This is a genomic window from Enterococcus sp. DIV0561, from assembly GCF_050539875.1.
GTDB classification, from domain to species: domain Bacteria; phylum Bacillota; class Bacilli; order Lactobacillales; family Enterococcaceae; genus Enterococcus; species Enterococcus faecalis.
This window is the reverse complement of sequence record NZ_CP172927.1, coordinates 2,227,783-2,243,278: the sequence shown is the minus strand read 5'-3', so window position 1 is coordinate 2,243,278 and position 15,496 is coordinate 2,227,783. Positions and strand designations below refer to the sequence as shown.

The following is a 15,496-nucleotide window of genomic DNA, read 5'->3' as shown; positions in this document are numbered from 1 at the left end:
AAAAAATGCGTATCTTATAATTGACAAGAAAAAGAGAGAAAAGACTTGCATTTTTAGAGTGAAATGAGTATTATAAATAGTGTGAGTTAGCACTCTTGTGTATCGAGTGCTAAAATAAGCGAAAACTTTTTATTTGGAGGGATTTATTGTGTTAAAACCATTAGGCGATCGCGTCGTAATTAGAGTCGCGAAAGAAGAAGAAAAAACTGTTGGAGGAATTGTTCTTGCATCCGTTGCAAAAGAAAAACCACAAACAGGTGAAGTTATCGCAGTAGGTGAAGGTCGTGTGCTTGAAAATGGCACAAAAGTTCCGATGGAAGTAAAAATTGGTGACACAGTAATGTTTGAAAAATATTCAGGAACAGAAGTGAAATACGAAGGCGTAGAATACTTAATTGTATCAGCCAAAGACATTATTGCCACTGTTGAATAATAAACAACTTTTACAGAATAATATAATAGAAGAAAAAAATTATGAGGTGAAGAAATCATGGCAAAAGAGATTAAATTTGCAGAAGATGCACGTGCAGCAATGCTACGCGGAGTAGATGTATTAGCAGATACAGTGAAAGTGACATTAGGCCCTAAAGGTCGTAACGTTGTTTTAGAAAAATCATTTGGTTCACCATTAATTACTAACGATGGGGTAACAATTGCTAAGGAAATTGAATTAGAAGATCATTTTGAAAACATGGGCGCAAAATTAGTTTCAGAAGTTGCTTCTAAAACGAATGATATTGCTGGTGACGGAACAACAACAGCGACTGTTTTGACACAAGCCATTGTTCGTGAAGGCTTAAAAAACGTAACTGCTGGAGCTAACCCATTAGGTATTCGTCGTGGGATTGAATTAGCAACAAAAACAGCAGTAGAAGAATTACACAATATTTCATCTGTAGTTGATTCAAAAGAAGCGATTGCACAGGTCGCTGCTGTTTCATCAGGCTCTGAAAAAGTCGGCCAATTAATTGCTGATGCAATGGAAAAAGTTGGTAACGATGGCGTAATTACCATTGAAGAATCAAAAGGGATTGAAACAGAATTAGATGTGGTTGAAGGAATGCAATTCGACCGCGGTTATTTATCTCAATACATGGTTACTGACAACGATAAAATGGAAGCTGTTTTAGAAAATCCATATATCTTAATTACCGACAAAAAAATCTCAAATATTCAAGATATCTTACCTTTATTAGAACAAATTCTACAACAAAGCCGTCCACTATTGATTATTGCGGATGATGTTGATGGAGAAGCTCTACCAACATTAGTGTTGAACAAAATCCGTGGTACATTTAATGTTGTCGCAGTAAAAGCGCCAGGATTTGGTGACCGCCGCAAAGCGATGCTTGAAGATATTGCTATTTTAACAGGTGGTACAGTAATCACTGACGACTTAGGGTTAGAGTTAAAAGACACAACCATTGAAAACTTAGGAAATGCTAGCAAAGTAGTTGTCGACAAAGATAACACAACAATTGTTGAAGGTGCTGGCTCAAAAGAAGCCATTGATGCCCGCGTTCATTTAATTAAAAACCAAATCGGCGAAACAACGTCTGATTTTGATCGTGAAAAATTACAAGAACGTTTAGCTAAATTAGCTGGTGGGGTTGCTGTCGTTAAAGTCGGTGCTGCAACTGAAACAGAATTAAAAGAATTAAAATTACGAATTGAAGATGCGTTAAACGCAACACGTGCCGCTGTAGAAGAAGGTATGGTTTCAGGTGGTGGTACCGCACTTGTCAATGTAATTGGTAAAGTCGCTGCGTTGGAAGCTGAAGGCGATGTGGCAACAGGGATCAAGATTGTCGTTCGTGCATTAGAAGAACCAATCCGTCAAATCGCTGAAAATGCTGGTTATGAAGGATCAGTGATTGTTGACAAACTAAAAAATGTTGACTTAGGTATCGGATTCAATGCAGCTAACGGTGAATGGGTAAACATGGTTGAAGCCGGTATTGTTGACCCAACAAAAGTAACTCGTTCTGCATTACAAAATGCAGCTTCTGTGTCAGCTTTATTATTAACAACCGAAGCAGTTGTTGCAGACAAACCAGAACCAGCTGCACCAGCTCCTATGATGGATCCATCAATGGGCATGGGCGGTATGATGTAAAAATAAAAAAGTATTCTAAAAGCTTACGATTGAAAAATCGTAAGCTTTTTTTTACATAAAGAATAAATAATCTGAATAATATCTTTGCTTGTAGTGTTTTCTCAAATATTTACTCATTTAACAAAAAAGATGATAATTTAAAGGCTTCGTTTTAGCTAGACAGCCTTGTTTTTATTCGATAAAATTTAGTAATAACAATCATTTTTTGAAAAATTAGTAGTTGGTGATTTTTATTTATTAATAGAATATAAATAAAAATTATTATATTTTGAAGGAGAATATTAGGAAGATTGAGGTAAAAAAATGGAAAAATATACAATTGGTGTCGTCCCTTTGACAATTGAAACAAAAGAATACTGTCAAAATTGGTTTGTTAGTAATCAAGTAGAATGTCAGATCATCCAAGGAACAAATATACTTCTTCATTTGCACCATATTGATGGATTAGTGATTGAAGTTACTGATCACCAGCAAGTAAATACTTGTTGTGAGTTATTAATGACAATTCGCAAGCAGTCAGACTTGCCAATTTGGTTATTTTCTCGGACAGAAGCAATTAGTAAAGTCAATCGAATTATTTATTTACAATTAGGCGCAGATGGCGTTTTTGATCATTCTTATGATCGCCAAGAATGCGTGTTAAGCATGAGTAATTTATTGCAACGTGTAAAAAGACGTTTTTATCCTAAATTAGTTAGTGCAAACGAGGAACAAACCGTTACTAAGAATCTTTCTGAGAGATTGTATTTAATTGCGCCAAATTTGAGTGTTTGCTTGGGAAGTGGAGAAGAAATTCTTTTAACAAAATTGGAATTTTTCACAATAGAGTATTTATACAAACACGCAGGACAAACAATTACATATGAAGAACTCTATAAAAATGTCTGGAAAGATAGTGCGAATGAACGAAAATATCGTGTCGCTAATGTGATTTTCCATTTGCGTAAAAAAATTGAACAAGATGTGAACAAACCACAATATATCAAAACAATTCGCTCAAAAGGCTATATGTTAACGGTGTAAAAGGTACGAAGGAGGAGAAACAAATGTGGCAATTTTTGACTAAAAACAATGAAGATGAGGAGTATGAGAAGATGCCGGATTTTGAAAATGAACAATCGGGGAAAGCACAACCGAAGGTAACAGAGGAAGCAATCTTTGATGACGAGGTCGTTTATGCAAAAGAGCAAGCTGCAAAAGTTAAGCAGGTCAAGCAAGAAGTGCCGACTGAACTGTCGGAAGAATCGTTTTCTTTTGCTGAAAAACTAGAAGAAGAAAATCAAATATATCAGCAATCCATAAAAAAACTAACGGAGCAATTATTAATGCAAACCAATGAAGTGGAAGCATTACAAAAACAAGTAGTCGAAAAAGATGTTCAACTTAAAGATGTTAAAGAAACGTTAAGTGATAAAGAAGCAACTATCACTTCTTTACAGAAACAATTGTCTGAAGCAAAGATACAACAGAAACAGACTAGCGAAGAGAACTTAGACACAGCCGTTACGCTTTCTCAAAAAGAAATTGGCGAAGTCTTATTAGAAGCCAAACGTCAAGCAAAAGAAACAATTGCCCAAGCTAACCAACAAGTTGCAACAGTTCATGAAGAGATGGAACAACGTTTAGCAACTTTAACACGCATGAAGCAAGTGGCAAGAGAGTACCAAGCTTATTGTGAACAAATGCTAACCATCAAGAATGAATCAACAGGAATGTACCAACAGATAGAGCAATTATTAGCAGAAATAAAGAGGTAAATGAAGGAGAAATGCGATGAAAAAAAGAAAGGCAAGATATTTGAAGTTGGTATGTCTTGGAGTCTTAGGGACTTATGCGGGTGCCAGTTACTACAATTCGGAACCATTAATCGCTCAAGAGGAGACCGAAACGAGTCACGAAAGCCGACAGCTAGTACTGGAAGAAAAAAGAGCGGACCAAGTCAATCAAGACCAAGGAACTCTTACTTCTTCAACGCTGAACGAAACAGTAATAAGTTCGTCTGAACAACAAGAAAGTTCAATACAAAATGACAGCGGTGACCATCAGGAAAATAATATGGAACCTTCAGAATCTGAAAATAGTTTACCGCCACAAGAAAAGCCAATTGCTAGTACTAAACCAACCGAATCGTTACAAAGTGAGCAACCAGCGTCTGAAGAGCGTAAAGCACTCACTGAAAAGCCGCCTCATAATCAGGAACCACAAAATTCTACATTAACTGAAAAGACCAAAGAGCCGTTGGTACATTCAGAGATAGACAATAGTCAAGAAAAGGAAAAGCAAGCAGGAATTCAACAACAAGCCGAGGCAAATTTTGTTGTCCAAGAGAATACTTCTACTTCTGAGTTTATTAGAAAAATCGGTGAAGAAGCACGAGTTATTGGTCAGTGGCATGATCTATACGCTTCTGTCATGATAGCTCAAGCTATTTTAGAAAGTGGCTCGGGCAATAGTGCGTTAGCCGCGCCGCCTAATTATAATTTGTTTGGCATTAAAGGCGCTTATCAAGGTCAAAGTGTCAGCTTTCCCACACAAGAAGATGATGGTAAAGGGAAGATGACCACCATTCATGCCGATTTTCGTCAGTATCCTTCCTATAAAGAGTCATTAACAGACTATAGTAAATTAATCATCAATGGGCTGGCGGGTAATCCAACTTTTTATCACGGCGTTTTGAAAGCAAACACGACGAATTATCAGCAGGCAACAAAATTTTTAACAGGTCGTTATGCAACGGATACATATTACGATAAAAAATTAAACGCGTTGATTGAAACCTATCAATTAACTGAATACGATCAAGAAAAGAAGAAACCAGTAGTGACTAATTTGGCAGAAGAAAAGAAACCTTCGTTTGATAAGGAAGCAGTCAAAGAACAGCTAAAAAAAGAAGCAGTCATCTATGAAGTAAGCAAAGGAGATTCTCTCGCCACCATTAGCCAGACGTTTGGTGTGTCAGCAACAGCCATTTTAAAACAAAATTTAAAGATTCAAGAAATGTTTTATATTGGCCAAAAAATCACGATTCCTCAGCATACAGCGGCGACTTCTCTAGAACCGAAAGAACAAGCGTTACTTCAATCACTAATAATCAGTAAATCGGTGACTAATGCTTTGGAAACAGCAGAGCAATCAAATGGTACAGCGAATGACTCAAAAACAGAGTCTACTGAGTATTATGAAGTAAAAAGAGGAGAGACACTCGCAAAAATTGCTAAAAAAACGGGCTATTCCTTAAACGCACTCAAGCAGGAAAATGACTTAACGTATTCTGTATTAACCGAAGGACAAACGATAGCACTTCCTAAGCTAAAGGACTAATGCTGATTTAACTTATTGGTCGATGGAGTCATATATTATTAGACGAAGAGAAGAGGAGAAGTTCATCCATGGATGAACTTCTCCTCTTCTCTTACTATTGTTTTTCATAAATACCTTAATAAATAGTAAAATTAGCAAGAGAATTGTGTCTTTACACAAAATAGATAGGTTTTCTTGCCGAAGTTTGATAAAATGATTAGTTGAAAGGATGCGTGAAAATTGAAAGAATTATTTCGTAAATACCGAGAAGTACTGGCTTATTTATTTTTTGGTGGTGCAACGACGGTCGTCAACTTAGTTGTGTTTTTTGTTTGTCAAAACGTGTTAGGGCTGGATTACAAGATAAGTAACGCAATTAGTTGGTTTTTATCTGTTCTATTTGCCTTTTTCACGAATAAATATTGGGTATTCGCAAGTAAGCATGAAAGCATAGCTGGTTTTTTTAAAGAAATGGGCTTATTTTATTGGTACCGAATTTTATCTTTTGTGGCTGATATGGGTTTAATGATTCTCCTAATTGATGGCATTCATTTTTCATCGTTTTGGGCGAAAATGATTACACAAGTTGTAGTAGTGATTTTAAATTATTTCTTCAGTAAATTTTTCATTTTTAAAGAAAAAGAGGTCTAAGCAGATTTTAGGCTAAAAAAAATTTTTTTGTTATAATATAAACAAGTTTTTAATACAAAGAATAGAGGTAGAAAACGATGGACTATACATATGCAGATGATAGTTTGACATTGCATACAGATATGTATCAAATCAATATGATGCAAACATACTGGGAATTAGGGAGAGCAGATTTACATGCTGTTTTTGAATGTTACTTTAGAGAGATGCCTTTTAATCATGGCTACGCAATTTTTGCAGGTTTAGAACGTTTAGTCAATTATCTCGAAAATTTAACGTTCACAGAATCTGATATTGCATATCTCCGAGAAGTTGAAGAATATCCAGAAGATTTCTTGACGTATTTAGCAAATTTTGAATTTAAATGTACTGTACGCTCTGCTTTAGAAGGGGATTTGGTTTTTAATAACGAACCGTTAATTCAAATTGAAGGTCCTTTGGCACAATGTCAATTGGTAGAAACTGCCTTGCTAAATATGGTGAATTTCCAAACATTAATTGCGACAAAAGCGGCTCGAATTAAATCTGTGATTGGCGATGATCCTTTATTGGAATTTGGAACACGCCGGGCACAAGAATTAGATGCTGCCATTTGGGGCACAAGAGCCGCCTATATTGGTGGGGCGGACGCGACAAGTAATGTTCGTGCTGGTAAAATTTTTGGTATTCCGGTTAGTGGGACTCATGCCCATTCATTGGTTCAGTCGTATGGAAATGATTATGAAGCATTCATGGCGTATGCCAAAACACATCGGGATTGCGTTTTCCTTGTTGATACGTATGATACTTTGAAAGCGGGAGTGCCAAGCGCAATTCGAGTAGCTCGAGAAATGGGGGATAAAATTAATTTCCTAGGTGTGCGGATTGATAGTGGCGATATGGCTTATATTTCTAAACGAGTTCGTGAACAACTGGACGAAGCTGGCTTTACTGAAGCAAAAATTTATGCATCGAATGATTTAGATGAAAATACGATTTTGAATCTAAAAATGCAAAAATCAAAAATTGATGTATGGGGCGTGGGTACCAAGCTGATTACGGCCTATGATCAACCGGCTTTAGGAGCGGTGTTTAAATTAGTTTCAATTGAAGGTGAAGATGGTCAAATGAAAGATACCATTAAACTATCTAGCAATGCTGAAAAAGTGACAACACCAGGAAAAAAACAAGTTTGGCGTATTACACGTAAATCTGATAAAAAGTCAGAAGGGGACTATGTGACACTTTGGAACGAAGATCCTCGCCAAGAAGAAGAAATTTATATGTTCCATCCCGTTCATACCTTTATTAATAAGTATGTCCGTGATTTTGAAGCACGGCCAGTACTCCAAGATATTTTCGTTGAAGGAAAACGTGTGTACGAATTACCAACTTTAGATGAAATTAAACAATATGCAAAAGAAAATTTAGATTCACTTTGGGAAGAATACAAGCGGGACTTGAATCCGCAAAAATATCCAGTGGACCTTTCAACAGATTGTTGGAACCACAAAATGAATTTATTGGAAAAAGTGCGTAAAGACGTTAAACATTTAACGGAAACGGTGAATAAGGAGGCCTAGAAATGACAACACTTCAAGAAAAAATCATTCAAGAGTTAGGTGTTTTACCGACAATTGATCCAAAAGAAGAAGTTCGTAAAAGTATTGATTTTCTGAAAGCTTATTTAACTAAACATCCTTTTTTAAAAACCTTTGTCTTGGGAATTAGTGGCGGACAAGATTCAACATTAGCTGGACGCTTAGCACAATTAGCGATGACCGAAATGCGCGAAGAAACAGGAGATATGTCGTATCAATTTATTGCGATTCGCCTTCCTTACGGTGAGCAAGCAGATGAAGCTGATGCACAAGCCGCGCTTGCCTTTATCCAGCCAGATGTTTCTTTACGAGTGGATATTAAACCAGCAGTGGATGCAATGGTTGGTTCGCTAGAAAACGCTGGTGTTCAAATTAGCGATTTTAATAAAGGGAACATGAAAGCACGTCAACGTATGATTACACAATATGCAGTAGCTGGCGAAAATGCTGGCGCAGTAATTGGCACAGACCACGCAGCCGAAAATGTGACAGCTTTCTTCACCAAATATGGCGATGGCGGAGCGGATATTTTACCGTTATTTCGTTTAAATAAGCGCCAAGGAAAAGCTTTGCTGAAAGAACTTGGGGCACCAGAAGCTTTGTATCTAAAAATACCAACAGCTGATCTAGAAGATGACAAACCGTTAGTTGCAGATGAAGTTGCCTTAGGTGTCACGTATGATGCCATTGATGACTATTTGGAAGGCAAAAAAGTCTCGGAAGCAGATCAACAAACAATTGAAAACTGGTATAAAAAAGGACAACACAAACGGCATTTACCCATTACAATTTTTGATGATTTTTGGAAATAAAAACACAGACCATCGGCGAATGAACGATGGTCTGTGTTTTTTTACATAACTACTTTTTAGAAAGTAAACAAGCCTAGAACAAAAATCACTTTGGATTTTTGCTCCAGGATCAAAACCTGATAAACGGCGGAAACAGAACCAACTCCTTCGGAAATAAGCCGAAATTCTCTAAAAATTAAAGAGCAATTTTCGGAAATTTCTTCTTATTTCTCGGAGCTAAACGGTTCTGTCCCGACCTCTATTCTATGATAATGAAAGTCGTTTTCATTTAGGCGTTTTCACTTTCTTTTTCAAAACAGAAAAGGTACGCTCAATAATGTAAAGTGAATGATAGGAGAGAAAAAGAGATGAAGCATGTAACAAAATTGGGGATTACAATTATAACAGGAGTTTTGGCATTATTATTTGAATTTATTTTACATCAGCCGAATTGGGCGTATGGCATTATTTTAATAACAGGTTCTGTAATGGCGTTAATGATGTTCTGGGAAATGATTCAAACCTTACGTGAAGGAAAATATGGTGTCGATATTTTAGCGATTACCGCTATCGTCGCGACCTTAGCTGTGGGAGAATACTGGGCCAGTTTGATGATTTTAATTATGTTGACTGGTGGTGATTCATTAGAAGACTATGCCGCTGGAAAAGCTAACCAAGAGCTGAAGTCATTATTGGATAACTCGCCACAAAAAGCTCATCGCTTGAATGGCGAAAATTTAGAAGATGTTTCTGTTGAGGAAATCAATGTTGGCGATGAATTAGTAGTAAAACCAGGGGAACTAGTTCCAGTTGATGGCTTGGTAAAAACCGGGACATCAACAGTCGATGAATCTTCATTAACAGGAGAATCAAAACCAATTGAAAAAAATCCTGGTGATGAATTAATGTCGGGTTCCGTGAATGGTGATGGCTCTTTGAAAATGGTTGCTGAAAAAACTGTAGCCGACAGTCAATATCAAACGATTGTGAACTTAGTGAAAGAATCTGCGGCACGTCCAGCTCATTTTGTACGTTTAGCAGACCGCTATGCGGTACCTTTTACACTAGTTGCCTACCTAATTGCAGGTGTTGCTTGGTTTGTTTCAAAAAGTCCGACACGTTTTGCGGAAGTTTTAGTTGTTGCTTCGCCGTGTCCTTTAATTCTATCTGCCCCAATTGCTTTAGTGGCAGGGATGGGTCGTTCAAGTCGTCATGGGGTCGTTATTAAATCGGGAACGATGGTCGAAAAATTAGCTTCTGCAAAAACGATTGCGTTTGATAAAACAGGCACGATTACGCAAGGACAACTTTCTGTTGATCAAGTCCAACCAATCAATGCTGAAATAACTGCTGCTGAATTAGTGGGATTGGCAGCAAGCGTGGAACAAGAATCAAGTCATATTTTAGCTAGATCAATTGTTGCTTATGCCAGAAAGCAAGATGTTCCATTAAAAAATATTACAGATCTAGCGGAAGTTTCTGGTGCTGGCGTGAAGGCATTTGTGGATGGTGCTGAGATACGGGTAGGTAAAAAGAATTTTGTGACACAAGAGTCTCAAGCAACTGAAAAAATTGATAAAACGACTATTCATATTTCACGTAATGGCACATATTTAGGCCGAATTACTTTTACAGACACTGTACGCCCAGAAGCAAAAGAGACTATGGAAAAATTACACCAATTACATCTTCAACGAATTTTAATGCTGACGGGGGATCAAGAATCCGTCGCAGAAACGATTGCTGCAGAAGTAGGAATTACCGAAGTACATGGGGAATGTTTACCACAAGATAAATTAACTATTCTAAAAGAATTGCCCAAAGAAAACCATCCAGTCATCATGGTAGGAGATGGTGTAAATGATGCACCTTCGCTTGCCGCTGCAGACGTAGGTATTGCTATGGGCGCTCATGGAGCTACTGCGGCTAGTGAAACTGCTGACGTTGTTATTTTAAAAGATGACTTAAGTAAAGTCAGCCAAGCGGTCGAAATTGCCCAAGATACCATGAAAATTGCCAAACAATCTGTATTAATCGGAATTTTTATCTGCGTTTTACTAATGTTAATTGCTAGTACCGGGATCATTCCGGCGCTAATCGGGGCTATGCTACAAGAAGTTGTGGACACTGTGTCAATCTTATCTGCTTTGCGAGCTCGTCGAATTGGCAAGTAAGGTGGAACAATTAATTGCCTGAATGTCCAGCTTAGTGGTAAAATAAAGGTACGTTTTTAATATTAATAAGTTACAGGGGAGAGATTGTGCAATGGAAGGAAACCAAATAGATGGGCAACCAGTCACGGAAGAACAACTATTAAAAGAAGGCTACCGTAAATATACTGGGGAAGGAATTGATATCTTTTATAATAAAGATATTTGTGAACATATTGGTAATTGTGTTCGCGGAAATCCAGAAGTCTTTGAAGTTGGTCGGAAACCATGGATTATTCCAGATAACGGAAGTGTTGAAAATGACATGATTGTGGTAGATTCATGTCCAAGTGGTGCTCTAAAATATATTCGGAAAGCAGGGAACGAATATGCAAATTAAAGAAGAAAACAATCGTTTTGCTCTATATAACGATGAAAACCAAGAAATTGGTGAAATGACTTGGTCAGATGCTGGCGAAAGCATGATGATTATTGATCATACGTTTGTTGATCCAACTTATCGTGGACAAAAATTAGCTGAAAAACTTGTTTTAGCCGGTGTTGAAAAAGCGAGAAAAGAGCATAAAAAAATTATTCCGCTATGTCCATTTGCCAAAAAAGAATTTGATACTAAACCTGAATACGGAGACGTATTGAGAAAATAAAAAATAAGTTAGCAACAGCCGCAAGTAGAAATCTGATTCCTACTTGCGGCTGTTGCTATTAGAGACAAATAAGGAAAGACATTAAATTTCACTGGTGTTTACAGATAAAATATGCTACATTAAAGTAGATGAATTTCGCATATTTGTATAAAAAGGAGAATTAACGCATGTATAATCTAATCTTAACGTTGGTCATCATTTTATCTGTTTTAATCGTCATTACTGTTATGATGCAACCAAGCAAACAAAACAGTGCAGCAAGTGCCTTCACTGGCGGTGCAGATAAATTATTTGGGAAGCAAAAAGCGCGCGGCTTTGAAGCTGTTATGCAACGCTCAACAGCAGTTCTTGGCGCAATTTGGATGATTTTATTATTTGTTTTGGCGTTCTTATCTTCAAAATAAGTACGTAATCTTTTAAAATGACAAGTTTAGAACAGAGAGATGAGTGCGGACACTTATTTTTCTGTTCTTTTTCTTTCTGAAAAAGTCTTTGAAACTTATCATTTCGGAAGGTTTTCTTTTGAGAATATGATAGAATGAAGCTGAGGTGAGCGAAGTGGCAAAAAAAATCAATTTACCGAAGCCGTTATTTTCAGAAAAAGGAAAACGGGCGGTCCTTTTATTACACGCTTATTCTGGCAGCAGTAATGATGTACGGATGTTAAGCAGACGTTTAGAAAAAGAAAATTATACTGTCTATTCGCCTAATTTTTCAGGACATGGCACGCTAGTTCCTGAAGATATTTTAGATCAAACAACGGAACAATGGTGGCAAGATACACAAGAAGCAGTCGCTTTTTTGAGAGAAAGAGGCTACCAAGAAATTGCCATTTTTGGTTTATCAATGGGCGGGATTTTCAGTATGCATGCATTAACGGAACAATTAACAGGATTAATTGGTGGTGGATTTTTCTGTTCACCGATCTACCCTGTCGAAAATAAAGTCCCAGAAAATTTTGTATTATACGCAGAAAATGTGATGAAAATCGCAGAAGTTCCTGCAGAGGAACAACAAAGCCGGTTGCAATCGATTAAGCAACGAGTCAAACAACAATTAGGAGCGATTGAAACGATTGCTAGTCAGACGGCTGACAAACTAAACAAAATCCACGCACCTCTTTTCTTAGCGCAAGCTGGCAAAGATGAAATGATTGAGCCAATGGGCGTCTATCAAACGGCCCAAGCGCTAACACAAGCACGTGTGACCTTACAATGGTACCCAAACAGCGGACATGTCATTACGGTGAGTGGAGAACACAAACAATTAGAGCAAGATGTGGTGCAATTTTTAGCAACACTACCTTGGAATGAGGAGAAATAATGACAAAACAAACAATTAAAGAGCAAATTTTACATTTCATGGAAAGCCAAAAAAAGAAAAGCTTTTCAATGGAAGAAATTGCACAAGGCTTGAATTTAGAAAAAAGTTCAGATTTTAAAATTTTAGTGCAAACCATTGCACAAATGGAACGAGAAAAGTCAGTTAGTTTCAACAAAAAAGGCAAAGTCCTGTTACCAATGAAAGACTTATTAATAGAAGGAACGTTTCGTGCAAATGAACGAGGCTTTGGTTTTGTAACCATCGATCCTGAAGAACCAGATGTTTATATTCCTAAAGAGGCAACGAACTTTGCAATGGATGGGGACACGGTTTTAATCGACGTGATCCAACATGCGGATCCTTTTTCAGATCGCGGCGCAGAAGGTAAAGTCAAAGAAATTAAAGAGCGAGCAGTGAGCCAAGTTGTCGGAGAATTTGTGGCATATAGTGAAGAAGAAATGGCAGAAATGGGACTGTATGGCTACATGATTCCCAAAGATAAGAAATTGAATCAGTATACTGTATCAATTGCACCTGAAGGGATTAAGCCAGTAGATGGCAGCATTGTCATTGCTGAAATTACCTATTATCCAGATCAAGAATATCCAACGAGTATGGAAGGACTAGTCAAACAAGTGATTGGTCATAAAAATGATCCAGGAATGGATATTTTATCAATCGTGGTGGCTCATGGAATTCCCACAGCATTTCCTGATGAAGTTTTAGCTGAAGCGGACCAAGTACCAGAAACTATTGCAGAAAGCGATTTAGTCGGTCGTCGGGATTTACGTGATCAGTTGATTGTGACGATTGATGGAGAAGATGCGAAAGATTTAGATGATGCGGTAACGGTACAAAAGTTAGCAAATGGCAATTTCTTTTTAGGGGTGCATATTGCAGATGTTTCTTATTATGTAACTGAAGGAAGCCAATTGGATATGGAAGCGTATGAACGCGGCACAAGTGTCTATTTGACAGATCGAGTTGTGCCAATGATTCCGCAGCGATTATCAAATGGGATTTGTTCGCTAAACCCACATGTTCCACGTTTAACCATGAGCTGTGAGATGGAAATTACACCAGAAGGAGAAGTTATTTCGCATGAAATTTTCCAAAGTGTGATCCAAACAACGGAGCGAATGACCTATACAGCAGTCAATGAAATTTTAGAAGAGCAAAAACCTGAAACGTTAGAACGCTACAAAGAGCTAGTTCCCATGTTTAAAGAGATGGGCGAGCTGCACCATATATTAGAAGAGATGCGTATGCGCCGTGGTGCGATTTCTTTTGAAGATCGTGAAGCCAAAGTCCTAGTTGATGAAAATGGTCATCCCCAAGATATTCTTTTACGCACGCGTGGCGTGGGTGAACGATTAATTGAATCCTTTATGTTGGCAGCGAATGAAACTGTGGCACGTCATTATCATGACTTAAAACTGCCATTTATTTATCGGATTCATGAACAACCAAAAGAAGAAAAAATGCAACGTTTCTTTGATTTTGCTGCAGTACTTGGCATTCTTGTTAAAGGAACAAAAGAAAACATTTCACCGAAAGATTTACAAAAAGTTTTAGAGCAAGTTGAAAATAAGCCGGAAGAAGTGGTTATTAATACGATGTTGCTAAGAAGTATGCAACAAGCGAAATACTCAGAAGACAACTACGGACACTATGGGTTGGCCGCTGAATATTATACGCATTTTACTTCACCAATACGTCGTTATCCAGATTTAATTGTGCATCGTTTGATTCGCAGCTATAGCCAAGATCAATCTGAAAAAAATCAAGAAAAATGGAACGAAGCATTACCAGAAATTGCCAATCATAGTTCAAGTATGGAACGTCGCGCAGTTGATGCAGAGCGTGAAGTGGACGCTATGAAGAAAGCCGAATTTATGGTAGATAAAGTGGGAGAAACGTATGACGGGATCATCAGCTCTGTCACAAAATTTGGTATCTTTGTGGAACTGCCTAATACAATAGAAGGCTTAATTCACGTGAACAACTTAAAACAAGATTATTTCCACTTTATTGAAAATCATATGGCGTTAGTTGGTGAACGGACGGGAATGACTTTGAAAATTGGTCAGAAAGTTCAAATCCGTGTTGAAAAAGCTGATCCAGAAACAAGAGAAGTTGATTTTGAATTGATTTCAGCTGAAGAAGTTGCGCCAGTCGAAGGACCAAAAGGACGTAAAAAAGGTAAAGCCAATTCTTCAACTCGTTCAAATAATCAACGAAGAAATAAAAAAGATGAATCATTTGATGGTAAGAAAAAGAAAAATAAGAAAAAAGGCAAAGGCAAAAAACAACCTTTTTATAAAGAAGCAATGAAACAAAAAAATAAAAAAGGGAAAAAGAAGAAGTAGAGGAGGTCGCTTATGCCAAAAGGGGAAGGAAAATTAATCGCACAAAACCGCAAAGCTAGACATGATTATTCAATTATCGATACGGTTGAAGCTGGGCTTGTTTTACAAGGAACAGAAATCAAATCTATTCGAAATGGTCGTATCAATTTAAAAGATGGTTTTGCACGAATTCGAAACGGGGAAGCCTTTTTGTATAATGTTCATATTAGTCCATATGAACAGGGCAATATTTTTAATCATGACCCATTACGTACCAGAAAATTATTATTACACAAAAAACAAATTAATAAGTTAATCGGCGAAACCAAAAATACAGGTATCACATTAGTACCTTTGAAGGTCTATATTAAAGACGGCTATGCCAAAGTTTTGATTGGTTTAGCTAAAGGGAAAAAGCAGTACGACAAGCGTGAAGACTTGAAACGTAAGGAAGTTGACCGACAAATCAGCCGAACATTAAAAAATAACCGACGTTAAAAATGTAAATTTATTCTTTTTCGCATATTTGCTTGCCTTTCTTCGGATTAGGTGTAAAATCTGGTAAGTGTTGA

The 15,496-nt window shown here is 37.3% G+C and carries 15 protein-coding genes; all 15 read left to right on the top strand.

Annotated elements, in window-relative coordinates; all coding sequences use genetic code 11:
* Positions 1-148 precede the first annotated feature (148 nt).
* The 15 genes from groES to smpB all read left to right on the top strand — a co-directional run bounded on the left by groES (position 149) and on the right by smpB (position 15,422).
* Positions 149-433 carry a co-chaperone GroES gene (gene groES / locus IGM13_RS10715; protein WP_002356531.1) on the top strand — a complete coding sequence of 95 codons (285 nt, stop codon included), beginning with the start codon at positions 149-151 and terminating at the stop codon, positions 431-433.
* Between the two features lie 57 nt (positions 434-490).
* Positions 491-2,116 carry a chaperonin GroEL gene (gene groL / locus IGM13_RS10710; RefSeq protein ID WP_002362559.1) on the top strand — a complete coding sequence of 542 codons (1,626 nt, stop codon included), beginning with the start codon at positions 491-493 and terminating at the stop codon, positions 2,114-2,116.
* 303 nt (positions 2,117-2,419) lie between these two features.
* Positions 2,420-3,139, top strand: a complete 720-nt coding sequence (locus IGM13_RS10705) for a response regulator transcription factor (protein ID WP_002419476.1) — start codon at positions 2,420-2,422, stop codon at positions 3,137-3,139.
* A 23-nt stretch (positions 3,140-3,162) separates the two neighbouring features.
* The gene (locus IGM13_RS10700; RefSeq protein ID WP_002419477.1) at positions 3,163-3,873 is read left to right on the top strand and encodes a hypothetical protein; all 711 of its coding nucleotides are present in this window, start codon (positions 3,163-3,165) and stop codon (positions 3,871-3,873) included.
* A gap of 16 nt (positions 3,874-3,889) precedes the next feature.
* Positions 3,890-5,437, top strand: a complete 1,548-nt coding sequence (locus IGM13_RS10695) for a glucosaminidase domain-containing protein (protein ID WP_002419478.1) — start codon at positions 3,890-3,892, stop codon at positions 5,435-5,437.
* A 219-nt stretch (positions 5,438-5,656) separates the two neighbouring features.
* Entirely contained in the window at positions 5,657-6,067 is a 411-nt protein-coding gene (locus tag IGM13_RS10690) for a GtrA family protein (protein ID WP_002367164.1), read from the top strand.
* A 77-nt stretch (positions 6,068-6,144) separates the two neighbouring features.
* Positions 6,145-7,629 carry a nicotinate phosphoribosyltransferase gene (locus tag IGM13_RS10685; protein WP_002356538.1) on the top strand — a complete coding sequence of 495 codons (1,485 nt, stop codon included), beginning with the start codon at positions 6,145-6,147 and terminating at the stop codon, positions 7,627-7,629.
* Between the two features lie 2 nt (positions 7,630-7,631).
* The gene (gene nadE / locus IGM13_RS10680) at positions 7,632-8,459 is read left to right on the top strand and encodes an ammonia-dependent NAD(+) synthetase (protein WP_002367161.1); all 828 of its coding nucleotides are present in this window, start codon (positions 7,632-7,634) and stop codon (positions 8,457-8,459) included.
* A 323-nt stretch (positions 8,460-8,782) separates the two neighbouring features.
* The gene (locus IGM13_RS10675) at positions 8,783-10,612 is read left to right on the top strand and encodes a heavy metal translocating P-type ATPase (protein ID WP_002367160.1); all 1,830 of its coding nucleotides are present in this window, start codon (positions 8,783-8,785) and stop codon (positions 10,610-10,612) included.
* Positions 10,613-10,703: 91 nt separating this feature from the next.
* Positions 10,704-10,988: a (4Fe-4S)-binding protein gene (locus tag IGM13_RS10670; protein WP_002382645.1), complete on the top strand. Its 285-nt coding sequence runs from the start codon at positions 10,704-10,706 to the stop codon at positions 10,986-10,988.
* Positions 10,978-11,253 carry a GNAT family N-acetyltransferase gene (locus IGM13_RS10665; RefSeq protein ID WP_002356545.1) on the top strand — a complete coding sequence of 92 codons (276 nt, stop codon included), beginning with the start codon at positions 10,978-10,980 and terminating at the stop codon, positions 11,251-11,253. Before IGM13_RS10670 ends, IGM13_RS10665 begins: the two co-directional genes overlap by 11 nt.
* A gap of 167 nt (positions 11,254-11,420) precedes the next feature.
* Complete coding sequence (secG, locus tag IGM13_RS10660; protein ID WP_002356546.1) at positions 11,421-11,657, top strand: preprotein translocase subunit SecG; 237 nt, start codon at positions 11,421-11,423, stop codon at positions 11,655-11,657.
* A 145-nt stretch (positions 11,658-11,802) separates the two neighbouring features.
* Positions 11,803-12,576 (top strand): alpha/beta hydrolase, encoded by a 774-nt coding sequence (locus IGM13_RS10655; RefSeq protein ID WP_002382646.1) that lies wholly within the window; start codon positions 11,803-11,805, stop codon positions 12,574-12,576.
* Positions 12,576-14,945: a ribonuclease R gene (rnr, locus tag IGM13_RS10650; protein ID WP_002356549.1), complete on the top strand. Its 2,370-nt coding sequence runs from the start codon at positions 12,576-12,578 to the stop codon at positions 14,943-14,945. The genes IGM13_RS10655 and rnr overlap by 1 nt, the downstream gene beginning before the upstream one ends.
* 12 nt (positions 14,946-14,957) lie before the next feature.
* On the top strand, positions 14,958-15,422 hold the full coding sequence (smpB, locus tag IGM13_RS10645; protein WP_002356550.1) for an SsrA-binding protein SmpB: 465 nt from the start codon (positions 14,958-14,960) through the stop codon (positions 15,420-15,422).
* Positions 15,423-15,496 lie beyond the last annotated feature (74 nt).